The organism is Streptomyces musisoli (assembly GCF_016741855.1).
GTDB lineage: Bacteria > Actinomycetota > Actinomycetes > Streptomycetales > Streptomycetaceae > Streptomyces > Streptomyces musisoli.
Genome location: NZ_JAERRH010000002.1, coordinates 782,024 through 802,610 on the forward strand (window position 1 = coordinate 782,024; position 20,587 = coordinate 802,610).

General features: G+C 70.3%; 17 protein-coding genes and 4 pseudogenes. 10 read left to right on the forward strand and 11 right to left on the reverse strand.

Annotated features, from left to right (window positions below):
• Positions 1 to 160: 160 nt before the first annotated feature.
• From JK361_RS07220 to JK361_RS07230, 3 genes and pseudogenes are all read left to right on the forward strand, one after another.
• A complete protein-coding gene (locus tag JK361_RS07220; protein WP_201815021.1) occupies positions 161 to 790 on the forward strand; it encodes a class I SAM-dependent methyltransferase in 630 nt (209 codons plus the stop codon).
• Positions 791 to 1,138: 348 nt separating this feature from the next.
• Positions 1,139 to 1,279, forward strand: a pseudogene (locus JK361_RS07225) (DUF4440 domain-containing protein); the annotation flags it as partial.
• A 2-nt stretch (positions 1,280 to 1,281) separates the two neighbouring features.
• Positions 1,282 to 2,055 carry an alpha/beta fold hydrolase gene (locus JK361_RS07230; RefSeq protein ID WP_201814807.1) on the forward strand — a complete coding sequence of 258 codons (774 nt, stop codon included), beginning with the start codon at positions 1,282 to 1,284 and terminating at the stop codon, positions 2,053 to 2,055.
• Between the two features lie 63 nt (positions 2,056 to 2,118).
• On the opposite strand, the gene JK361_RS42340 is transcribed toward JK361_RS07230, so the two are convergent.
• From JK361_RS42340 to JK361_RS07245, 3 genes are all read right to left on the reverse strand, one after another.
• Positions 2,119 to 4,221, reverse strand: a complete 2,103-nt coding sequence (locus JK361_RS42340; RefSeq protein ID WP_201814808.1) for a tetratricopeptide repeat protein — start codon at positions 4,219 to 4,221, stop codon at positions 2,119 to 2,121.
• Positions 4,222 to 4,569: 348 nt separating this feature from the next.
• Positions 4,570 to 5,493, reverse strand: coding sequence for a DUF4232 domain-containing protein (locus JK361_RS07240; protein WP_201814809.1), 924 nt, complete (start codon positions 5,491 to 5,493; stop codon positions 4,570 to 4,572).
• 79 nt (positions 5,494 to 5,572) lie between these two features.
• Positions 5,573 to 6,049: a type II toxin-antitoxin system Phd/YefM family antitoxin gene (locus JK361_RS07245; RefSeq protein ID WP_201814810.1), complete on the reverse strand. Its 477-nt coding sequence runs from the start codon at positions 6,047 to 6,049 to the stop codon at positions 5,573 to 5,575.
• Positions 6,050 to 6,461: 412 nt separating this feature from the next.
• Between JK361_RS07245 and JK361_RS07250 the strand changes: the two genes are divergently transcribed.
• Positions 6,462 to 7,907 carry a GntT/GntP/DsdX family permease gene (locus JK361_RS07250; RefSeq protein WP_201814811.1) on the forward strand — a complete coding sequence of 482 codons (1,446 nt, stop codon included), beginning with the start codon at positions 6,462 to 6,464 and terminating at the stop codon, positions 7,905 to 7,907.
• A gap of 167 nt (positions 7,908 to 8,074) precedes the next feature.
• Here the strand turns inward: JK361_RS07250 and JK361_RS07255 are convergent, their stop codons facing one another.
• A complete protein-coding gene (locus JK361_RS07255) occupies positions 8,075 to 8,956 on the reverse strand; it encodes a vanadium-dependent haloperoxidase (protein ID WP_236052525.1) in 882 nt (293 codons plus the stop codon).
• Positions 8,957 to 9,584: 628 nt separating this feature from the next.
• Here JK361_RS07255 and JK361_RS07260 point away from each other — a divergent pair.
• Positions 9,585 to 9,878 carry a DUF1330 domain-containing protein gene (locus JK361_RS07260; RefSeq protein WP_201814813.1) on the forward strand — a complete coding sequence of 98 codons (294 nt, stop codon included), beginning with the start codon at positions 9,585 to 9,587 and terminating at the stop codon, positions 9,876 to 9,878.
• Positions 9,879 to 10,079: 201 nt separating this feature from the next.
• Here the strand turns inward: JK361_RS07260 and JK361_RS41040 are convergent.
• Positions 10,080 to 10,325 (reverse strand): annotated as a pseudogene (locus JK361_RS41040) (PadR family transcriptional regulator); the annotation flags it as partial.
• A gap of 155 nt (positions 10,326 to 10,480) precedes the next feature.
• Here JK361_RS41040 and JK361_RS07270 point away from each other — a divergent pair.
• Both JK361_RS07270 and JK361_RS07275 read left to right on the forward strand, forming a co-directional pair.
• Positions 10,481 to 10,921, forward strand: coding sequence for a nuclear transport factor 2 family protein (locus JK361_RS07270; protein WP_201814815.1), 441 nt, complete (start codon positions 10,481 to 10,483; stop codon positions 10,919 to 10,921).
• Between the two features lie 191 nt (positions 10,922 to 11,112).
• Positions 11,113 to 12,180 carry an LLM class flavin-dependent oxidoreductase gene (locus JK361_RS07275; RefSeq protein ID WP_201814816.1) on the forward strand — a complete coding sequence of 356 codons (1,068 nt, stop codon included), beginning with the start codon at positions 11,113 to 11,115 and terminating at the stop codon, positions 12,178 to 12,180.
• A 96-nt stretch (positions 12,181 to 12,276) separates the two neighbouring features.
• Here the strand turns inward: JK361_RS07275 and JK361_RS42590 are convergent, their stop codons facing one another.
• Positions 12,277 to 12,888 carry a CoA transferase gene (locus JK361_RS42590; protein WP_372448694.1) on the reverse strand — a complete coding sequence of 204 codons (612 nt, stop codon included), beginning with the start codon at positions 12,886 to 12,888 and terminating at the stop codon, positions 12,277 to 12,279.
• Between JK361_RS42590 and JK361_RS07285 the strand changes: the two are divergent.
• Positions 12,812 to 13,572 (forward strand): annotated as a pseudogene (locus JK361_RS07285) (FAD-dependent oxidoreductase). The gene JK361_RS42590 and the pseudogene JK361_RS07285 overlap by 77 nt on opposite strands.
• 65 nt (positions 13,573 to 13,637) lie before the next feature.
• Here the strand turns inward: JK361_RS07285 and JK361_RS07290 are convergent.
• Both JK361_RS07290 and JK361_RS07295 read right to left on the reverse strand, forming a co-directional pair.
• A complete protein-coding gene (locus JK361_RS07290) occupies positions 13,638 to 15,050 on the reverse strand; it encodes an MFS transporter (RefSeq protein ID WP_236052652.1) in 1,413 nt (470 codons plus the stop codon).
• Positions 15,051 to 15,366: 316 nt separating this feature from the next.
• Positions 15,367 to 15,948, reverse strand: a complete 582-nt coding sequence (locus JK361_RS07295; RefSeq protein ID WP_201814819.1) for a winged helix-turn-helix domain-containing protein — start codon at positions 15,946 to 15,948, stop codon at positions 15,367 to 15,369.
• A gap of 123 nt (positions 15,949 to 16,071) precedes the next feature.
• Here JK361_RS07295 and JK361_RS07300 point away from each other — a divergent pair, with 123 nt between their 5' ends.
• A complete protein-coding gene (locus tag JK361_RS07300; protein WP_201814820.1) occupies positions 16,072 to 17,019 on the forward strand; it encodes a DUF2218 domain-containing protein in 948 nt (315 codons plus the stop codon).
• Positions 17,020 to 17,206: 187 nt separating this feature from the next.
• Here JK361_RS07300 and JK361_RS07305 read toward each other — a convergent pair whose 3' ends face one another.
• From JK361_RS07305 to JK361_RS07310, 3 genes and pseudogenes are all read right to left on the reverse strand, one after another.
• Positions 17,207 to 18,322, reverse strand: a complete 1,116-nt coding sequence (locus JK361_RS07305) for an FAD-dependent oxidoreductase (RefSeq protein ID WP_201814821.1) — start codon at positions 18,320 to 18,322, stop codon at positions 17,207 to 17,209.
• A gap of 13 nt (positions 18,323 to 18,335) precedes the next feature.
• Positions 18,336 to 18,479, reverse strand: a pseudogene (locus JK361_RS41050) (MerR family transcriptional regulator); the annotation flags it as partial.
• Between the two features lie 198 nt (positions 18,480 to 18,677).
• Entirely contained in the window at positions 18,678 to 19,649 is a 972-nt protein-coding gene (locus JK361_RS07310) for a Clp protease N-terminal domain-containing protein (protein WP_201814822.1), read from the reverse strand.
• A gap of 68 nt (positions 19,650 to 19,717) precedes the next feature.
• Between JK361_RS07310 and JK361_RS07315 the strand changes: the two genes are divergently transcribed.
• Positions 19,718 to 20,077 carry an excisionase gene (locus JK361_RS07315; protein ID WP_201814823.1) on the forward strand — a complete coding sequence of 120 codons (360 nt, stop codon included), beginning with the start codon at positions 19,718 to 19,720 and terminating at the stop codon, positions 20,075 to 20,077.
• The last annotated feature ends 510 nt before the right edge of the window (positions 20,078 to 20,587 follow it).

The window sequence follows — 20,587 nt, forward strand, 5'->3', positions numbered from 1 at the left end:
GACCCCGCGGTGTGATCCCTGGGGCCTGTCCCGTGATCACGTGACGGGGCGGCCGGTCTCCAGAGGGCAGTCGTTCTCCAGTGAACAGCCACTGTTCGGGGGCAAGTTGGCACGGGGTCGGCAGAGCTGCGCAGGAGCGGGGATGTTAGCTTCCCTTCCCGTGATGGAACACCAGGAGGAGACCAGGGCGGCGTACGACGGGGTCGTCGAGCTGTATGCGTCGATGTTCGCGAATGGGTTGGAGTCGCACCCGTTCGCGCGGAACATGATCGCCACCTTCGCCGAGCTGGTTCGCGCAACGGGGAACTTGCGGGCGGCCGACGTCGGTTGCGGGCCGGGGCATCTGACGGCCATGCTGCACGACCTGGGGCTGGACGCCTTCGGACTCGACCTTTCCCCGGGCATGGTCGACCACGCGCGGCGGGCGCACCCGGCGCTGCGGTTCGACGAGGCACGGATGGAGGCCCTGCCGGTCGAAGACGGCGCGCTCGGCGGCGTGCTGGCCCACTACTCGATGATCCACACGCCGCCCGGTGAACTGCCCGCGCTGCTCGCCGAGCAGGTACGCGTCCTGGCGCCAGGGGGCCTGCTCCTGGTCTCGTTCTTCGGAACCGGCGGACCGGAGCCGGTCCGCTTCGACCACAAGGTGACGCCCGCGTACAGCTGGCCGGTGGACCGCTTCGCCGAGTTGCTGGCCGGGGCCGGGCTCGTCCCGTTCGCCCGGCTGCTCCACGATCCGGCCTCCGAACGGGGCTTCCTCGACACCCACTTGCTGGCCCGCCTCGAATAGGGCACGCCGTAGCCGTTCGGGGGTTGGCTGGGCTGGTGGGATCGCCTCTGTGGCACGAAGTCCGCCTGAGGCGCCGTGACCTGACCCAACTCATCCCTATTGAGCACGCGACGGTCCCGTGGAGTAAGAACTCCTAACGAAATGATCTTTGTGGTGGTTGGATCCTTCCAGTACTGGGTGCTGGGCCGAGACCGCCCGCCGGCATCTGTCGCAAGGAAGTTGGCCGGTGCGGCCAGATCATCCGCTCGGGCGCTGAGCATTGGGTTATGTGGTTGCGGTGAGCCCGGTGGGTGGGGCGATGATGCAGCGCTGCGTGCTGGAGCGAATGAGGTCGAAGAGGCAATCAGGGGGGAGCTGCGGCTCATGGATGAGACGACGATCGAGGGACGGCGGGCGCGCCGGAGCTCGCTGTGGCGCAGGTTGGGCGAGGAGACGGGTTGGCGGATGTACCACCACCAGGCCACGCCCGTCCCGACCCAGGACGACTGACGGTGCAGGTCACCAGCGGCGACGGAGTTCGGATCGTCTTCGAGGTCGTGGGCAGCGGGCCGCCGTTGGTGCTGCTGCACGGCTTCTTCGGGGATCGCACGACGTGGCGGTCGGCTGGTTATGTCGACGCACTTGCCGGGAGCCATCGCCTGGTTCTCGTCGATGCTCGTGGTCACGGCGGGAGCGATGCGCCCCATGACGTGGACAGCTACCGGATCGACCGTCAGGTAGGTGATGTCGTGGCCGTACTCGACGCACTCGACATATCCCGGGTGGCCTTCTGGGGTGCGTCGATGGGCGGCATCATCGGTCTCAACCTGCTGGCTGGGCACCCGGAACGGCTGACCGCGCTGATTGCCGGCGGGGCACATGGCGGACGTGTCGCAGCTGCTCCGGCGGAGGTTCAGCAGGAGGTCGAACTGTTCCGCTCCCGGGGAACGGCTCCCTTCATCGAGATGCTGGAACGTCAAGGACCGCTCCCGGCATGGATGCGCGCGGCGATGCAGGCAGCCGACCCGCATGCGCTGGCAGCGCTGACCGCCGCCCCCGAGGCCCGCGACGGCGTCCTGGAAAGGCTCGTGCAAACCGCTGTACCGGTGCTTCTGCTCGCCGGTGACCGTGACCCCCGGCTACGGTCGATCCAGGACACCGCTGCTCGGATCTCGGGGGCGACCTGCGCCGAACTGCCCGGTTGCGGGCACTTCGACACATTCTTGCGCCTCGACCTCGCCCTGCCGGTGGTGCGTCCGTTTCTCGCCGCGTACGCGGCTGGGTGAGCCGGTCAAGGCTTCTTGGGCGGCTGGCCTGCTCGGCATCATCCTGGCCCGCCGGCCGTGGCCTCATCGGCGGGCTGTGACGACCGTCTGCGTGAGTGGATGGCTGCCGCCCAGCGCCCGCAGACAGTCTTCTTCGAGCGCGGCCAGCAGTGCGGCAGCCGTCCGTGCGCCTTGGGTGCTGCGCATGACCAGGGCGTGGTCGTAGCGGGTGGCCAGGGTGCGGGGGTGCGACGAACCGTGGAAGCGTTCTTGATCTGCGAGTACCGCGGCCAGAACCTCCTGGGCCTGGTCCAGGTCACCGGTCTGTGCCAGGAGCCGGCCGAGCTGGTGACGGGTGCTCAGGGTGCGTGAGTGCAGGCCGAGTATGCGCTCCTGGTCGCCGAGGAGCGCCTCCAGTTGCCGGATGGCCTCCTCGGGCTCCCCGGACTGGCCCACGAGGAGCGCCAGGTCGAAGCGGGTGCTGAGCGTATGGGGGTGCGCGGCGCCCAGGATGCGTTGCTGGTCCTCGAGGACCTCGGTCATGAGGACGCGGGCGTCGGTGGTACGGCCGGTACGGCCCAGGGTCCGGGCCAGTTCCTGACGTGTGAGCAGGACGTCCACGTGCTCCGGACCCAGAGCGGCCGTGAGGTCCGGCAGGACCTCCCGTAACTGGCGCAGCGCCCCTGGAGCGTCACCGCCGTCGCGCAGGAACCGGGCTTTGCTGGTGCGGGTGACCAGGGTCGCCGCGTGACGGGCCCCCAGGACACGCTCCCGGTCGGGAGCGAGGCGGTCCAGGAGGGCGACGGCTTCCGGCAGTCGGCCGGCCTCGGCGAGGTACCGGGCTATGTCGTGACGCGCCGCGAGGGTGTCGGGGTGGTCCGGGCCGAGCAGGGTGTCACGCTGCTGGTGCAGTCGGCGCAGCCGGCTCACGGCGGGCAGCGGCTGTCCTGCGTTGCCCAGGGCGATCGCGTGCGCGTAGTCGGCGTCCGGCACCTCGTGCCCCCGGGCGATGTCGAAAGCCTTGAGGGCGATGGTCGGCCGCATCAGGTCGACGGCCGCCCAGCCGATGTCGAAGGCGTCTTCCGCCGAGACGGCGGGAAGCAGCGTCTCCCAGCTGCGTTCCGGGATGGCCGGCAGACCGGGGAAGTCGATCAAGTAGTCGAATGCCAGATAACTGTCCTGGTCAGGCAGCAGAAGGCTGCTGGCCCCCTGTACCGGAGCGGTCGCCCACGCCAGCGCATCGGCAAGAGGCTCCGGGCGCAGGACGGCCCCGCCGCGAGCCGACAGATACACCTCGTGCAACGCCACCAGCAGCGACGCGGGTACGGGCCGGTGCAGTCCCATACGCCGGCAGTCGACGGCGGCGGCGACCAGGGCGGCGCCGCGCGGATGCTCACCCGTCTGCCACGCGTGCATCCAGTCGCTGAGCAGTTCCGGGCCGGCGGCGAGCACCTCCGCGACCCCGAAACGGTCGGACGCCTGTGCTGCCGCCCGCAGCCGCGGATCCCGACCCGCCCCCTGCGCCCGCTCGATCTCCCGCGGTGACCACAGACGATCGAGCTCCACCGGTTCCGCCGCGTGCAGCAGAACCTCCCGCCCCGCTCGCCAGGTAGCCGCGTCCGTGACATCCCGCTGACGCGCGCTGTACCGGTCGTACTCCTTGCTGCGCATCGACGCCAGCAGCACCACCTCCCGTTCCGGGCCGGCGAGCATGTCCTTGACCATCTGAAGCGTGAGGCCGCCCGCCCGCAGGAACTGGTCGAACTCGTCGAACCACACCACACTGCGGCGAAGCGCGCACACAGCGGAGGAGAACGCCTGCATGTCCTCCGACGGCCGAGCCTGGAGCAGCACGAAGTCGGGGACGGCCACGCGCATGGCCTCGTAGGCCAAGCGGGACTTCCCGGCCGTCGAATCACCGACGATCAGTACGAAGCCCCCCTGCGCGATCCGCCGTACGACCTCGTCGAACTGGTCCCGCTCGACGAAAGCGGGGACCCGGTCCGACTCGAGGCGATCGGTACGACGCACCGCGGAGGGATGGACACCCAGGCTGATCGGGTCCGTCACATCCCGCACCCGCTGCGCCCGCTCAGCCAGCCCCCGGTCGCGTACCTGAGCAGCGTGCTGCTGCTGCCGGTGCGACTGGAGAGCGGTCCTCGCCTCGTCCGCGAAAATACCGGTCACAGCGGCTGCGAGCGCCGCGGCCACGGCAGTCCAGCCGGCCGGCAACCAGGCCGATGCCGCCAGCACCACCGCCGCCGCTCCGCTCGAAACGCCGAGCAGGATCACCCATAAGCGAAGTGACCGCCACACCGTCCCCCCACGATCATGGTCGGAGCACGGCGTCTGCCGTGCCGGACGAACACGTACGCCCTCTCCGGGCATTGAAGCGCAGCAGCCCCATTCTGACCCCGACAGGCAGCGGATGTCCCCGGCCCGACGCACCTCCGCCATCCGGCCGGGGGCTGACGGCCCGAAGACGTCGCACGGTCCGCCGAGCGCTCCCTCGGCCTGGTCGTCCGTCCCGGGACCCTACTTCGACGGGCGGGACCAGGCGCGGACGGCCAGCTTGCCGGTCGTGCCGAGGTCGAGGTGGGGCGTCACGGTCACCGGATCGGCGCCCCGCTCGGCCCGCACCCTGACGTAGGGGACGTCGACGGGGGTGCCGGAACCCGTGGTGTTGCGCCACATGAGGCCCGAGACGGCGCTCTCGCCCGGCTTCAGGACCAGTGGACGGGCCGGCTCGTCGAATCCGGTACCGGTGCTCATGCCTCCGCTTCCATGCACGATCCGGACCCCTTCGACGGGGGACAGTTCCCCGTCCAGCAGTTCCAGGAGCGGGTAGCCGTCGAGGGAGTAGTCCTCCTTCCCGCAGTTCTCCAGGTGCAGCCCCACCACGCGCAGCCCCATCGCGGCATCGCCGTCGTCGGCGGAGACGCGGATGCCGGAGGGCGGGCACTCGCCGGAAGCCGGCGGCGCCTCGGCAGCGGGCACCTTCGTCACCCTGGCCACCGACACCCGGGTCACCCGGGACGCTCCGGGAGCCGACACCCCCAGCCGGACCGTGCCGCGCACGGTCGCGCCCGGGCCGACCGAGCGCACGGTCTCCTGACGGTTGCCCATGACTTCGCCGGCGTCCGTCGTGAAGTCGAAAAGGACCGAGAACGTCATCGCCTCGGCGCCGTCGTTGGTGACCTCGTAGGCGGCCGAGATCCCGGAGTCACCGGTGGGGAGGGGATCGGCGTGTACGGAGTACCCGTCGGAACCGGGGCTCGAGGCGGGAGTGCCGGACGGGATGGTCACCGAGGTGATGCGGACGCCGTCCAGGGGCCGGGTGGTGACCGCGGCCCCGGACGCGGACGCGGCCGCGCCGGGGGTGCCCGCCTGTTCGGATCCGCACGCCGTGAGCAGCAGCAGCGCGGCGAGGGACGGAAGGAGGAACGTGGCTCTGCGCATCCGGTCACCCCATCAGGAGTACCGGCACCGAACCATGGCGGAAGCCACAATTCCGGCCACGGGCGTGTCACCGTCCTGATCAGCAGTCGGTGCTCGCAGGCGAGTCCGAAGGGGGGGTGTGCCGTTCGGCGCTCTCGCCCACCGGTGGCTGACGGGCGAGGAACTCGGCGAACGCCGCCGACTGCTTCGGCCCCATGTACCCCTGACGCCCGTACATCGCCTGTTCCTCCAGCCACGCCACCGACCCGGCGTCGCGCAGCCCGGCCACGACCATCCGGTCCCGCGTCAGGGTCATTCCGCCGTGTGGATGGCTGTAGCCGATGTAAGGCCCGTACGCCGTCGGCCCCGGCGGGTACTCGAGCGCAGGCTCGTCCTCCTGCCGCGCACCCTTGTTGTGGCGCGCGGCCCAGTACTCCAGTGCGGCCAACTCGGCCGCCGGCAGCAGCACTCCGGTCGGCCCGTCGTCCGCGGTGAGCCGGACGCGCTCGCCGGTCTCCTCGACCCGGGCGATCAGCAGCTCGAACTCCGGTGACCCGTCTATCAGTTCGACGTCCATGGGCGCCCACGCTACCTGCGCGTCGAAGCGGAGCCGGACACCTGCACCTCTGGTGGAATGATCAAGATGGCAGGCGGTCACCACGTCGACCGGGGCATCGGCGTCCGGAACGACGGTCGGCCCTTCCCCGGCGAGCCGGCGCCGGACCTCTCGCCCCGGATGCCCGAAGCAGCCGCTGCCGACGACGGGCGGCGCGTCGAGACATCAGCCCGCACGGAAGCGTCCCCGCACGGATCCGCCGTGGATCGCGCTGAACGAGTGATCGCGACGGCCGCGTCCTCGTTGCGTCGGCCCGGTACCGGCCCGGTGTGGTGTCATCTGTCAGGTTGTCCATCCGCGACTGGGCGGTCCGTCAATCTGCCCCGGAGCCCGCGCACCGAACAAGGCGGGGAATGGGAACGGAGACCACTGGATGGTGACCTCAGCGACCGGGCTCCCGGCGGCGGATCAGGCCTGGACTTCTGAGAACACATGGCTCCTCGTGGTGGTGGGCGTGTCCATCGCCATCGTCGTCCTGCTCATCAGCTGGCTGAAGATCCACGCCTTCCTGGCCCTGACGGTGAGTTCCCTGACCGTCTCGCTCCTGGCCGGGCAGCCCGCCCAGAAGGCCGTCCTCTCCTTCATGACCGGGCTGGGCCGCATCACCGGCTCGGTGGGCGTGCTCATCATGCTGGGCGCGATCCTGGGCCGCATGCTGGCCGACTCCGGTGGCATCGAACAGATCGTGAACCGCCTGACCCGCATGGTCCGGCCGGACCGGCTGCCATGGGCCGTCACCCTGGTCGCGGCCCTCGTCGGTCTGCCGATGTTCTTCGAGGTCGGCTTCGTGATGCTGATGCCTCTGGTGCTGCAACTGGCGAAGCAGATCCACTACCCGGTGCTTCGGGTGGGAATGCCGGTCGTGGCCGGTCTGGCCACGGTGCACGCGCTCGTCCCCCCACATCCGGGACCTCTGATCGCGATCCAGGCGGTGCACGCGTCGATCGGTCTCACCATGCTCTACGGGCTTCTGGTGGCCGTGCCCTGCGCCATCGTCGTCGGCCCCCTGTTCACCGCCTACATCTGGCCCCGGGTGCCGGCCCATGTGCCCGATTCCGCCACGGCCGCCTTCACCACCGATGTGCACCACCGCGACCACGCGGCGGGCACCGATTCCGGTCCGGGGCATGCCGAAGGGGCAGCCTCCCACCGGATGCCCAGCCTTCCGGTCACTCTCGGCACGATCCTGCTTCCCATCGTGCTGATGACGCTCAAGGCCGTCTTCGACAGCATCCGGATGCCCCACGGCACGCTGTTCGCCGTCGTGGAGTTTCTGGGTACGCCGATGATCGCGCTGCTGGTCACGGTATTCGTGGCACTGATCACTTTCGGATATGCCCTCGGGTTCAGCCGGCGCCACGTCCAGGCATCCCTGGCCAGGAGCTTCGCACCCGTCGCGGGTGTCATCGTGATCGTCGGTGCCGGCGGGGGCTACTCACAGGCCCTTCAGGACACCGGTGTCGACCAGGCGGTCACCCAGGCCGCCGGGGACCTCCACATCCCGCTGCTCCTCCTCGCCTGGCTGGTCGCCGCGTTGATGCGGACCATCGTCGGTTCCGGCACCATCGCCACCATCACCGCGGCCGGCATCGTCGGTCCGCTCTCGCACGGCCTGGCACCCGCTCAGGCGTCACTGCTCGCCCTCGCGCTGGGGTCGGGCGCAGCCTTCGCGGGTCATGTCAACGACGCGGCCTTCTGGATGGCCAAGGAGTATTTCGGCACGTCGATCAGCGGCACGCTCCGGACCTGGACGGTCTCCCACACCCTGCTGTCCGTCACGTCCCTGGCCTGTCTGTGGCTGCTCAGCACCGTCGTCTGAGCACGCCGGTCACACGGGGCCCGTGCCGTCGGACCTCGCGTACCGTTCGCGTCCGATGCCCGGCGTGTTGCTCTCGCCGGCTCGGAATCCATGCGCCCCCCGGTGTCGCGGTGCCCGCCTCTCCGTCGCGGAGGCGGGCACTGCCGGATACAGGTCCTGCGGATCTCCTACGACCCCACGGCCTTCATCTTGTGCGTGAAGACCCACGTGGCGACGTTCTCACCCAGTGCCGAACCGTCGCTCGCGTCCCACGGATAGTGGACACCGAGCCAGACCCTGCTGTCCGCTACCTCGCGCGCGGCCTGGCTGAAGCTCGTGAACGTGCGGGTGGCGACCGGGGACTTCGGGTCGTCGGTCGAGGCCGTGAAGGTGATGTCGTCCGTCTTGAAGTACTGCCGCATGATCCCCGCCCATGCGGCACCGAACGCGGCGTGACCGGATGCCCAGGCCGGGAAGCACGGTGTCGTGGCGGACAGCGGTTTCCACGTGGTGTCCCCCAGGCCCTCGCGGATCGCCGAGACGGGACGCCAGAGGTCGATCGGCGTCTGGTACTTGACGTCCCACTCGGCGATGGCCGCGTCCGCCATGGCGACCGATACCAGCGCGAAGAGGCGGGCGTTCTGGTACGTCGTCAGTCCCCGGTCGCGCGACACCCGGGCGGTGACGTCGAGCAGTTGGCCCGGCGGCTTGTAGGTGCCGTTCGCGTCGTTGGCCCAGAACCAGGCCGCGGCGGTCTGGTCGGTCGTACGACTCGTGGAACCGGCGGCGCCTAGGTCGCGCACCTGCCGCACCTGCGCGGCGTAGGCCGGACTTGCGAGCAGGCTCTCGTACGAGGCGTACTGCCCGGGCGTCGAGGGCCGGAACTGGGAGCCGGAGGTGAGCGCCCACAGCTTGACCTTGCCCCACTCGGGGATGGCGGCCTGGCTCGCCTGGTTGCAGCCCGGGTCCGGCAGGTCCGGGTAGCTGGTGGGCCGCCAGGCGCCCGGCCTGCCGTCCGGTGTGTAGCCGGTGCGGCTGTCCGAGCCGTCCGCGTCCCGGAAGTTCCACATGTTGGCATGTGGGACGGATCCTCTCTGCCGATGCGTCGTGCCTTGTGTCGGTGGTGTGACGGTGCGGGGGTGTGGCAGTGCGGCAGTGCTGTGTCGTGCGCACCACAAACTAGGAGCGGCTCGACGGAGGCACATCGGGCGGGCGTAGGACACGACCGTCATCCCTGTGCGGCAGGGCCGGCCGTCGTAAACCCTGGCGGTATGTCACCGACGTGATCGGGACCCGCGCAGGGTGGCCGACCACGGCGAGCCGCCTCCCGCCGTCCACGGCGCTCACCGGTTCCACCGGTCGACCGGGGAAGGGTGCTGAGGGTTCGTCAGGGGCCTGGTCCTCGCACAACGCAAGTCTCAGAAGGGAGTCTGTCCCGGCTTCGAGTGGGAACGGGTTGTGAGAACCGATCGAGGGTCGGGCGGGGCCTGGCGGCCCGTTCTTGATCCCGTTCGCGCAAAGGACCGTTTGTGAGAGCCTGGGTGACCGCCACGGCGACGACGAGGCCCGGGTGATCGCGTACGCATGACCTCGACGGAGACATCTGAGAACCTCGACCCCCTGGGCCGTCGTCGGGATCGAGCAATCCGAGTGTCCATTCGAAGTCGGACGTGTCCGGCCGAACACAGGAGGTTTTCCATGGCCAAGGGCTACTGGGTCAGTGTCTACCCCGCCAGTTCCGACCCTGAGAAGCTGACTGCCTACGACAAGCTGGCCGGTGCGGCTGTCCGGGCCGCGGGCGGGCGCAGCCGGGCCCGTGACGGTCGAGTCGTCGCCCACGAGGCCGGAATCACGCAACGCGTCGTTCTGATCGAGTTCGACAGCTTTGAAGCGGCCGTCGCGGCATACGAGAGCGAGGCATACCAGAAGGCGCTGGTGGCCCTCCCGGACGGCTTCGAGCGCGACTTCCGCATCATCGAAGGCATCGACTGACCGGCGGACCCAGCCATCGCTGAGCATTCGTCACCTGCGTACCGGGTGTGAGTAGTTGCGGTACAGAAAGTGCCGCAGTGATTGATCGTGCCTGGCCGGCACACCTGCCGGGGCCCTCGCGGGGGTCACCTCGACAGCGAGCGCTGACCAGGACACCCCGACGCGTCGCCGGGACCGCCGGACAGCGCGTATCGGATCCACCAGCTCCGCGAGACCGGCATCCGTCGCCCGGAACAGCCGCTTGTCGGGCCGTGCCTCCTGGAGCACTCCGCCTCCGGCGATCAGCCCGTCCTTCTCCAGCCGGGTCAGCTCCGCATGGACCTGCTTGCCCTGCTGGGGGTGTGCGTGCCGGAAGTTGGCCACTCCGAGGTCTAAGGACTTCGCCAACTCGTAGTTCCTCAGGTCCCGTTCGAGCAACGCCGTCGGCGCCACATGCCGTAGCGCCATCGGCCGTCCTGCTCCACCGGTCCACTCTTGCGGAACTCCGGGCTCCTCTGTTGCCGGACCCTGCGGTGATGTTAATCATGAACCGCAGTAGTCATATTCAAGGGTAGTACGCGTCCGTCATGAAGTGGGATGCGTCCGTACGTGGAGGATGAGTCGTGACCGCCAAGACCACCGTCGAGCGTTTCCGAGCCGCCATCGAACAGAGTGACCTCGCGGCCCTGGAGGACCTGTTCTCCGACGACACCCGCCTCTACAGCCTCGCGAAGTCCAAGCCGCTCGAGGACAAGCAGGCGATCCTCGGCCTCTTCGGTGTCCTGATGCGCACCTTCGAGGACTTCCGTTACGTCGCCCAGTACACCGGCACCGCTGCGATGAGCGCCGATGGCACCGAGGTCCCCTCGGAGGTGCTGGTCTTCCGCGGCACCGTGGGCGGCGAGGAGATCCACGGGATCGATCAGCTGCACTTCGGGGAGGACGGCCGGATCAAGGAGTTCAGCGTCTTTGTCCGGCCGCTGTCCGCCGCGCAGGCGCTGAGCAAGGCGGTGCTCGCCGGGCTGGCGGAGGCGGGGCTCGTGCCGGCGCCGGCCGCCGAGTAGCGCGGGATCTGCCGCGGGCCGGTGCGGCGCCGGGCGCGCCAGCGACTGGCCGGTCCGGCGGACGAGGCCCGGCCCCACACCGGTCACCGCGGCACCTTGTTCAGCTCCGAGCCCACGCTCGGATTCACACCCGCCCGGTTGTTCGACATGACGACCGATATCAACGATGACGCTGACCGAAGGGACGATCAATGCCCACCAAAGAGTTATGGACCCTGGCTTCCTCCCACCCGACGCAGATCGCCGGGGCCGCGGAGCAGGCTGAGGCGGAGGGGTTCGACGGCATTGTCTTTCCCGATAGTCAGGGCATCGGCGGCGATCCCTATGTGGCCATGGCCGTCGCCGCTCAGGTAACCGATCGCATCCAGCTCGGCACCGGCGTCACCAACCCCTACACCCGCCATCCCGCCGTGGCCGCCGGCGCCATCGCCAGCATCCAGGCCGAATCGGGCGGCCGGGCCGTGCTCGGCATCGGCCGAGGCAACTCGGCTCTCGCGTTCCTAGGCCTTGCCCCCGTACCGCTCGGTATGTTCGAGCGCTACCTGGCCCGGGTCCAGGGTTACCTGCGCGGGGATGATGTCGAGATGGACCGCCCGGTAGAAGGCATGCGCTCGTCGAAATCACTGGCCCTGGGCACGGCGCCGCCGACGAGCCGGCTGCAATGGCTGCCCCGCCCCGAGCCCAAGGTGCCTGTCGACGTCGCCGCCACCGGCCCCAAGGTGATCGACCTGGCGGCTCGCCTCGGCGACCGGATCACCTTCACCGTCGGCGGCGAGGAGGAGCGCATCCGATGGGCCGTGGACACGGCGCGCGCCGCTCGCCGCCAAGCCGGCCTCGACCCTGATGAGATGTCCCTCGGGTGCTTCGTGAACATCGTCGCTCACCCCGACATCCACACCGCCCGCGATCTGGTGTCGGGCTTCGTCACTGTCATGTCCCGCTACGCCGTGCTGCACGGAGAGACCATCGGGCCGCTCTCCGACACCAATAAAAAGGTCCTCCACGACATCCGCAACTCCTATGACATGACCAAACACACCCAAGCGGGCACCGCCCAGGCGTCGGTGCTCACCGACAGCTTCATCGACAGCTACGCCGTGGTCGGCCCACCAAAGGACTGCGTGGCCCGGCTGGAGGCGCTCTTCGCCTGCGGCCTCGACCGCATCATCCTCATCCACGGTTCACCGGGAGCCGACGAGGCGGAAATGGCCAAGGCCCGCCGCCACCTGGTGGAGGAGGTCGTCCCGGCGCTCCGCTGAGACGGGGCCGAGCCGAAGCGCAAGACGGTCGTGATTCGGGACTGTCACGCTACCCGATAACGTCGTTCGCCCGCAGCTCCTCGATGCGATCCCCAGTCAGGCCCAGCTCCCGCAGCACCTCATCGCTGTGCTGCCCGGGCCTCGGTGTGGTCGCCGGGCCCCCGCCGGCGTGCGGTCGAAACGGGGAGCGGGGGAGGGCTGAACGACCCCGCCGACCGAGCTGAGGCCGCCTCGGGCCTTGTTGGGGGGCTGTTCTGAGGCCTCTCCCATGGACGACACCGGGACGAAGCAGGTGTCCGTCCCCTCCAGGAGGGCCCACCACTCGCCCCTGGTCCGCTGCCGGAAGACCGCCGACAGGTGTTCCTCGGCCTCCGGCCACCGGTCACGATCGCGCTGCGCCGGGCTGGAAGACCGCTGAAGATGTCGTGACGGGGCTGCTCGGAGATGGGCCGGGTTGCCCCGCTGGTCAGGCGGAGGTGGGCGTGTCCCCTGACGGACAGCTGATCTGCGGTGTCGGTGCCGTGTAGGAGCACTGTCGGTCGGATGTCGCCGGCTCGTCGGCGGGGGCTGGCACCTTTCCAGAGACGGCCGGCCGGAGCTCACCGGGTGGCCCGATCCCGAAGGAGCCACCATGCACACCCCAGTCACGATCATCGGCGCCGGACTCGGCGGACTCACACTGGCCCGCGTCCTGCACGTGCACGGCATCCCGGTCACGGTCTACGAAGCCGATCCCTCCCCGTCGGCGCGTACGCAGGGCGGGATGCTCGACATCCACGACTACAACGGGCAGCTCGCCCTCGAGGCGGCCGGCCTGATGGACGGGTTCCACTCCATCGTCCTCGAGGGCCGCCAGGCGATGCGGGTCATCGACCTGGACGGGAGCGTCCAGTTCGAGGAGGCCGACGACGGCACGGGCGGACGCCCCGAGGTGATGCGCGGCGCGCTGCGACGGATCCTTCTCGACTCGCTCGCGGCCGGCACCGTCCGTTGGGGGCACAAGGTCAGCAGCACCCGTGCCCTCGGCGAGGGGCGCCACGAGGTGACGTTCGCCGACGGCGCCACCGTCGTCGCAGGCCTGCTGGTCGGCGCGGACGGCGCGTGGTCACGGTGGGACCGGGTGCCGGGGTGACCCTGCTCGGGGACGCCGCCCACCTCGCAGCCCCGAACGGAGAAGGCGCCAACCTGGCCATGCTCGACGGCGCCGAACTCGGCCAGGCCCTCGCCGCGCACCCCGATGACATCGAGGCCGCGATCGACGAGTACGAGCAGGCCATGTTCCCCCGCAGCACCGAGGTCGCCACATTCGAAGGTGCCGGGGTCCACCGGATCGACTCCGACGACAACACGGCCCAGGGCCTGATCAACATGTTCACCGAGGAGGGCCGATGAGCCGCTCCAGCCCCGAACCGAGGTCCCCCTTACGCGCTCCAGGGTGTTCCGGGGAGGGGGAGGGTTCAGGCGGACGTGGTGTTCGGTTCGGCCGGCCGGGAGGGGGTGTGGCCGGGGGCCGAGGTACCGCTCGTCGTCCCGCGGGGGGTGCGCAGGACGACCGCGGCGGTCACCAGGGCGGTCAGGACGAAGCAGGAGCCGACGCGGAAGGCGAGCTGGTAGCCACCGGTCAGGGCCTCGTCCCGGCTCGCGCCGTCGTGCAGCAGGGCGCCGGTGTGCGAGGCCGCGAGGGTGCTCAGGACGGCGAGGCCGAGAGAGGCGCCCACCTGCTGCATGGTGTTGAACATGCCCGAGGCCAGACCGGAGTCCTGCGGGGTCGCCCCCGACATGGCCAGTCCGGCCAGCGAGGGCATCGCCAGGCCGAAGCCGATGCCGAGCGGCACGGTCGCCGGGAAGACATCGGTGAAGTAGGTGCCGTCCACCGGGATCCGGCCCAGTAGGCCCAGACCGCCGGCGATCAGGACGAGGGCGACGAGCAGGACGGCCCGAGCGCCGAACCGGGCGATGAGGCGGGGGGCGAGGAACAGCGACATCAGGCCGATCAGCACGGAGACGGGTACGACGCCGAGACCGGTCCGCACCTCGTCGAAGCCGAGCACCTTCTGCATGTACAGCACGGCCAGGAACTGGAAGCCGAACATGCCCGCGACCATGAGGGCGTGTGCGCCCAGGGCGCCGGAGACGTTGCGGTACCCGAACATCCGGGGTGGCAGCAGCGGGTCGTCGGCCGTGGCCTGACGCACGACGAACGCCGCGAGCAGGACGAGGGAGCCGAGGCCCGAGCCGAGGGTGCGGGCGGAGCCGAAGCCGTGGTCGGCCGCCTCGACGATGGTGTAGACGGCCAGCATGAGCGCGGCCGTGACCAGGACGGCACCGGGCGCGTCGGTGCTCCTGCCCCGGCTGCCGGTCCGCTCGGCGGCCAGGATCCGCCGGGCCAGGACGACGGCCGCGACACCGATGGGCACGTTGACGAAGAAGATCCAGTGCCAGCTCGTGGTCTGCGTCAGCACACCGCCCAGCAGGAGGCCGAGCGTACCACCCGCGGACTGCACGAAGCTGTAGACGCCGATCGCCTTGGCGCGCTCGCCGGGCTCCGTGAACATCGTGACGATCATGGCGAGGGTGACGGAGGACGTCACCGCACCGCCGGCTCCCTGAGCGAAGCGGGCGACCAGCAGCATGGCCGGGCTCTGCGCCAGGCCGCAGAGCATGGAGGCCGCGGTGAAGAGGGCCAGACCGCCGACGAAGACCTGCTTGCGGCCGAAGAGGTCGCCAATCCGGCCCGAGAGCAGCAACAGGCCGCCGAAGGGGATCAGATAGGCGTTGACGACCCAGCCGAGGCTTGACGAGGAGAAGCCCAGGCTCTCCTGGATGGACGGCAGCGCCACGTTCACGATGGTGCCGTCGAGGATCACCATCAACTGACCGGCGCAGAGGATCGCCAGTGCCGGCCAGTGAGACACCTGACCCGCTGATGAGGGCACGGCCCGAGCGGACATGAATACGCCTTCCTTGGGAGCTTCCTTGTTACGGGCCCCATCTTCTGTAACCGAACCAACCCACGGAAGAAGGCACTTTTATGTCTCACAGTCACATCGATGTGACGGGCCGGCGGGAGGATGTGGCATCCCGACCGGCGTAGCCCTGGACCGGACGCCCACTCGGGCCGGCCCCGCCTCCGGGTGTGCCCGGACGGGTGCCGAGCCCCGTCGGCACGGGCCCGGAGGCGCTGCGTCAGTGTCCGTCGTCCGGGGGCAGGCTGGGTACGTCGGCGCGGAAGAGGCTGACCAGCAGCCCGTACGGTTCTCCCCGCGTGGGATCCGTCGGAAGCTGCTCCGCGGTCATCGCGCGCAGCCGGGCCTCCAGCGCGTGCGCCTCGGTGTCGGAGAGCCAGATGTGGCGAAGCGCGGTGTGCTTGGCCCGGCCCGGCTCGTCGGGCAGCATCTCGCCGAGTGCGGCGTTGATCAGGAACTCCGGTCCGACCGGCGCCTCCTGATGCACCGTGAAGCTGCGGCTGACCAGTGCGAAGTACTGCTCGGTGCCGCCGCGCACCTGGCGGGTCTCGGACAGCCGGACCAGTCCGGCCTCGCGCAGCACGCGCACGTGGTAGCCGATGGTGCCCTTGCTCATCCCCAGTGCCTCGGCGAGCTGGCGCAGCGTCGCCGGCCGCTGCCGGAACACGTTGACCATGCGGTGCCGCACCGGATGTCCGAGGGCCTTGAACTGCTCGGGCGTGCGTAGCACGAGGTGGTCCTGCTCTTCGCGGAGCCGCTGGTCGGTGCCGTTCTCGCGCTCGGGTTGCCGCTCTTCTGCCATGGTCGAAAGTGTCAAGGAAAATAAACGCTTTTGACAACTCCGCCGTGCCGACCGCAGAATCCTGATCCAGGAAAGCGGCGAGGTTTCTCGCCGCTTAGCTCCGGGAGCCCCAAGGAGAGCCCGATGCCCCTCGCCATGGCACGCGTCGCCACCGACCGTCCCGCCCGCTACATCAAGCAGCTCGTCTCACACATGGGTCACAAGGCCACCACCGCACTCGCTCCCGACGGCCGCGGCACGATCACGGTCACCGCCGGAACATGCAGTCTCGCGCCCACCCCGGACCAGTTGGAGCTGACCGCCACCGCGGCCGATGCCGAATCGCTCAGCCACGTCCAGGATGTGATCACCCGCCACCTGGAACGCTTCGCCACCGAGGAGCGGCTCACCGTCGAGTGGACCGCCCCGATCGACGGCGGCGAACTGGATCCCACCCACCCCTGTGTCGACGCGTACCTGCTCGGCCACCACACGCCGGCCGACGACGTCCTCGCGGACCTCGCCCTCGCCACCCGCGAGGCCGCCGCCGGCGCCGCGCACATGCAGGTCTCCCCCGACGAGGGCACGCTGCTCACCCTGCTGACCCGGCTGACCGGCGCCCGCTTCGCTGTCGAGGTCGGCGTCTTCACCGGCTACTCCACCCTCTGCATAGCCCGCGGTCTGGCCGACGGCGGCCGGCTGCTCGCCTGCGACGTCAGCGAGGAGTGGGCCGCGGTGGGGCGCCCGCACTGGGAGCGTGCGGGCGTCGCCGACCGGATCGACCTGCGCATCGCCCCCGCGCTGGAGACGCTGCGCGCGCTCGACGCCGAGCCGGTCATCGACATCGCCTTCATCGACGCAGACAAGGGCAACTACCCCCTCTACTACGAGGAGATCGTGCGCCGCCTGCGTCCTGGCGGACTGGTCGTCCTGGACAACGTCTTCCTCGGCGGCCGGGTCTTCGACCCCGCCTACCAGGAGGAGCACCACCTGGCGATGCGGCGCCTGAACGACCTGATCACGGCCGACGAGCGGGTGGACTGCGTGATGCTGCCGGTGCGCGACGGGGTGACCGTCGCCCGACGCCGCTGACGCGCCGGGCACACGCGAGGCCGCGGCCTCCACGACGGGACGGCACCGGCTCGTCACGTCGGGGCGGCCTGGGCCCCGTGGAGGATCCACCTTTCGTACGTAGTCGTCCCGTGAGTCAGCCGGGGGACCCGAGCCGTGAGTGATCGCGCCGGCCGGGCGGTCGGTCGCCCGGTCGTATCCGGTTGCTTCAGCCGGGTTGGAAGAAGGCGAGCATCTTCCGGCCGGCGTCGGGCGACGCCAGGATCTCCTGGATGTACGCGGACTGCCGACCGGCAGCGCTGGTGCGTTCGAACATCTCGCGTTCGTACTCCTTGACGGCGGCGGGATGGTCGTCCGGACGGGCGGCCAGCGCGAGACCGAGCAGGACACCGTCGAGCAGCGCCATGTTGGCGCCCTGCCCCACCGGCGGCATCAGGTGCGCGGCGTCGCCGAGCAGCGTGACGCCCGGCCTCGACGGCCAGGTCAAGCCGACCGGGAGAGTGGTGACCGCCCGCGGCAGCACCGTGTCGTCGCATGCTGCGATCAGCGCGGTGAACCGTGCGTCCCAGCCGGCGAACAGCTCGATCAGCCGCACCCGGGCGGCGGCCGGGTCACCGAACGGGATCCCACTTCTCGCGAACCAGTCCTCGGCGGTGTGGTGGAAGCCGAGGTAGACGCGTACGCGGCCGTCGCCGTTGCGCTGCGCCGACAGGGATTGCCCGCTGCCGAGCACCCAGTAGTTGCCGCGCCCGACCATCGCCGCGAGGTCGGGGTGGGTGCGGTCGATGTCGGGAACACCGAGTTCGACGACGCTTTGGCCGGTGTGCACCGGCCGGGCGTCGGTGAGCAGCGCGCGGACACGGGAGTCCGCCCCGTCGGCGCCGACCAGCAGGTCGTACGGCGCGCTGCTGCCGTCGGCGAAGTGCAGCAGACCGGTGTCGGCGGATTCCAACGCGTGCCCCCAGTGCACCGCTTGTTCGGGGAGCGAGTCCAGCAGCAGGTTGCGCAGATCGGCACGGTCGACCTCGGGTCGCTCGAGCGGGGCGTCGTCGGGCGTGTCCTCCTGGAGCAGCAGGGTGCCGTCCGGCTCCAGAAGGCGCAGATCCTGGCCCGCACGACGGGCGATCGCGTGGAACCCGTCGATCAGACCCGCCTCGCGCAGGGCCCGCTGCCCGGTCCCGGAGTGGAGATCGAGCATGCCGCCCTGACCGCGCGCGCCGCGCGACGACTCACGTTCGTACACGACGGCGTCGATGTCGTTCATATGCAGCACACGGGCGAGGGCCAGGCCGCCCAGACCGGCTCCGACGATGGCGATGGTCACGGTTGCCTCCGAACGGTGGCTGCGCGGCGAGGTGGACGCGCAGCTGCCGGGTGGCCAACGCGCGTATGGCACGGGCGAGTTCCGCGTTCACCGTCTGCTGGGCGAGGGGGCGCAGCCGGCGGACGAGCGAGGCGGCCTCGGCCTCGTGGGCGTCCGTGCGGTGGTCTCACGGTGTCGGCTGCTCGCGGCGGTTCGACGGCCATGTGCGCGGCCGGGACCTCCGTCCGCGGCCGGACCGATGCCCGGTTCGCCGGCCGCCCGATCCCGACCGGCTGCTCGCCGACGAGGAGCGCCCTCGGCACGCCCCCGTACCCGCCTGTTCCACCGACCGTTTCCGGCCCGCCGATCGGCCGGTTCATCGGCGTAGCCGGGGCGCGAGCACCGTGCGCACGGCCTTGGCCACCTTGCCCGCGGCGGATCCGTCCCCGTCTTCGGGCTCCGGTTCGAGCAGGCGCTGGAACTGCGTCAGCAGCTGGTTGGTCGACCGCCAGAGGGGGACGAACATGCCGGCGACCGGCCCGACGCCCTGGATCGGGCCGTCGGACAGCTCGGTGACCTTCTTGGCGAGCGTGACCGTCGTCGGGTCCCGCAGGATCAGGTGCACCTCATCGTCGACCAGCCGGATCTCCATCTGGCGCGCGGCGGCTTCCTCCGGGTTCGCGTCCGTGGTCGTCTGCGGATCCAGTTCGTCGATCTTGGCGGCGACCGCGTCCGGATCGACCCCCAGTTCGCGCAGCACCCTGGCCGCCATGCTGTTCTCCGCCCGCAGCATCGCCTCCAGCAGGTGGTGGCTGCCGACCGGTGCGCCACCGGCCAGCGCGCTGGCGGCGGCCACGGTGTCCTCGGCGGCAGGAGTGCCGGCCGGCCATGGGCCGGCCACCGCATCCTGCGATCCCTCCAGTGCCGCCAGCACCGCGGCACGGATCCTGCTGACCGGACTGATCCGCTCGGCGAGCACCTTCGCGCCGACACCCTCGCTTTCCCTGACGAGGGCGAGCAGGATGTGTTCCGTACCGATGTGGTTGTGGTGCAGCTGCTGCGCCTCGCGCAGGGCGAGTTCCAGCGTCTTCTTCGCGCCCGGTGCGAACGGGATGTGGCCGCTCAGCTCCTTCGTGCCGGGCTCGACCGCCGCGGCGACATCGGTCCGCGCCGTCTCCTTGTCGTACCCCAGCCGGTGCAGAACCTGTGCCGCCACGCAGTCCGGCACGTCGAGCAGTCCCAACAGGACGTGTTCCGTGCCGATGTGATGGTGCTTGAGCTGCCTCGCCTCCTCCTGAGCCGAGACGACCACCTTCCGGGCTTTCCCCGTGAACCTTTCAAATGACATGCTTCTATGGTCTCGACCCTGTCAATACGCTGCTTTTGACAGGGTCTCCGTGCTGGAGGGAGGGTGCGATGGCCACACCGTCGGACTGGGAGGACCGGCTCGCACGCTGGCAGAGCGAGCTGGAGTTGTTCGAGCAACTGGACGAGACACCCTGGGTCACGCTGGCCAAAGCGGAAGCGGAGACCGGCGTTTCCCGCTCGGCCCTGCGCTCCTGGTACCGCAACGGAGAGATCCGGTCCCGGCTGGTGGACGGCCCGAACGGGCCACAGCGCCTGGTTCAGCTGGACGCGGTGATCGAGCGTGCCGCCGCCTCACCGCGCATCCAGCGCAGGGCGGAACGGGAAGTGAGTCTGGAAGCCCAAGTCACCTTGCTGCGGCACCGGGTCGACCAGCTCGAACGGAGGCTGGCCGCGCTGGAGCGGAAGTGACCGACGCGAGCAACACCGCGCCGTCGGTCGGGATGGGTGCCATCGGCGTGAGTAACACGGCGCCGTCGGTCGGGATGGGTGCGATCGGCGTGAGCAACAGGGCGCCGTCGGTCGGGTTGGGTGCCATCGGCGTGAGTAACACGGCGCCGTCGGTCGGGATGGGTGCCACCGGCGTGAGTAACACGGCGCCCGCCCGCCCGCCCGCCCGCCGGTCCGCCGGTCCGCCGGTCCGCCGGTCCGCCGGTCCGCCGGTCCGCCGGTCCGCCGGTCCGCCGGTCCGCCGGTCCGCCGGTCCGCCGGTCCGCCCGGCCCGGCGGACCGGCGGTTCGGCTCGGCCCGGGCCGGTGGTACGACTTATCACCGGTATGGGTGGCGGAGTGCCCGGCGAGGTGCCCGGCTGTGGGACGTTGATCTTGCCTCGGTCCGACCGACCATCCAGGGACTCCCACGATGCGACGCACCACCACCCAGCACCGGCCCCCGTGCGCGGCGACCCTCGGCGCGGCCGGT

Bases quoted from the DNA above. Each gene is read 5' to 3' on its own strand.
- JK361_RS42590 (WP_372448694.1), bottom strand. From the start codon at position 12,888: ATGCCGTGCACGTGCAGGACGCGGGCCAGTGTGAGTCCGCCGAGTCCG.
- JK361_RS07240 (WP_201814809.1), bottom strand. From the start codon at position 5,493: ATGCGCAGAGCCACGTTCCTCCTTCCGTCCCTCGCCGCGCTGCTGCTG.
- JK361_RS07260 (WP_201814813.1), top strand. From the start codon at position 9,585: ATGGCCAAGGGCTACTGGGTCAGTGTCTACCCCGCCAGTTCCGACCCT.
- JK361_RS07300 (WP_201814820.1), top strand. From the start codon at position 16,072: ATGCCCCTCGCCATGGCACGCGTCGCCACCGACCGTCCCGCCCGCTAC.
- JK361_RS07275 (WP_201814816.1), top strand. From the start codon at position 11,113: ATGCCCACCAAAGAGTTATGGACCCTGGCTTCCTCCCACCCGACGCAG.
- JK361_RS07245 (WP_201814810.1), bottom strand. From the start codon at position 6,049: ATGGACGTCGAACTGATAGACGGGTCACCGGAGTTCGAGCTGCTGATC.
- JK361_RS07315 (WP_201814823.1), top strand. From the start codon at position 19,718: ATGGCCACACCGTCGGACTGGGAGGACCGGCTCGCACGCTGGCAGAGC.
- JK361_RS07290 (WP_236052652.1), bottom strand. From the start codon at position 15,050: ATGGTGATCCTCGACGGCACCATCGTGAACGTGGCGCTGCCGTCCATC.
- JK361_RS07295 (WP_201814819.1), bottom strand. From the start codon at position 15,948: ATGGCAGAAGAGCGGCAACCCGAGCGCGAGAACGGCACCGACCAGCGG.
- JK361_RS07255 (WP_236052525.1), bottom strand. From the start codon at position 8,956: ATGTGGAACTTCCGGGACGCGGACGGCTCGGACAGCCGCACCGGCTAC.
- JK361_RS07250 (WP_201814811.1), top strand. From the start codon at position 6,462: ATGGTGACCTCAGCGACCGGGCTCCCGGCGGCGGATCAGGCCTGGACT.
- JK361_RS07310 (WP_201814822.1), bottom strand. From the start codon at position 19,649: ATGTCATTTGAAAGGTTCACGGGGAAAGCCCGGAAGGTGGTCGTCTCG.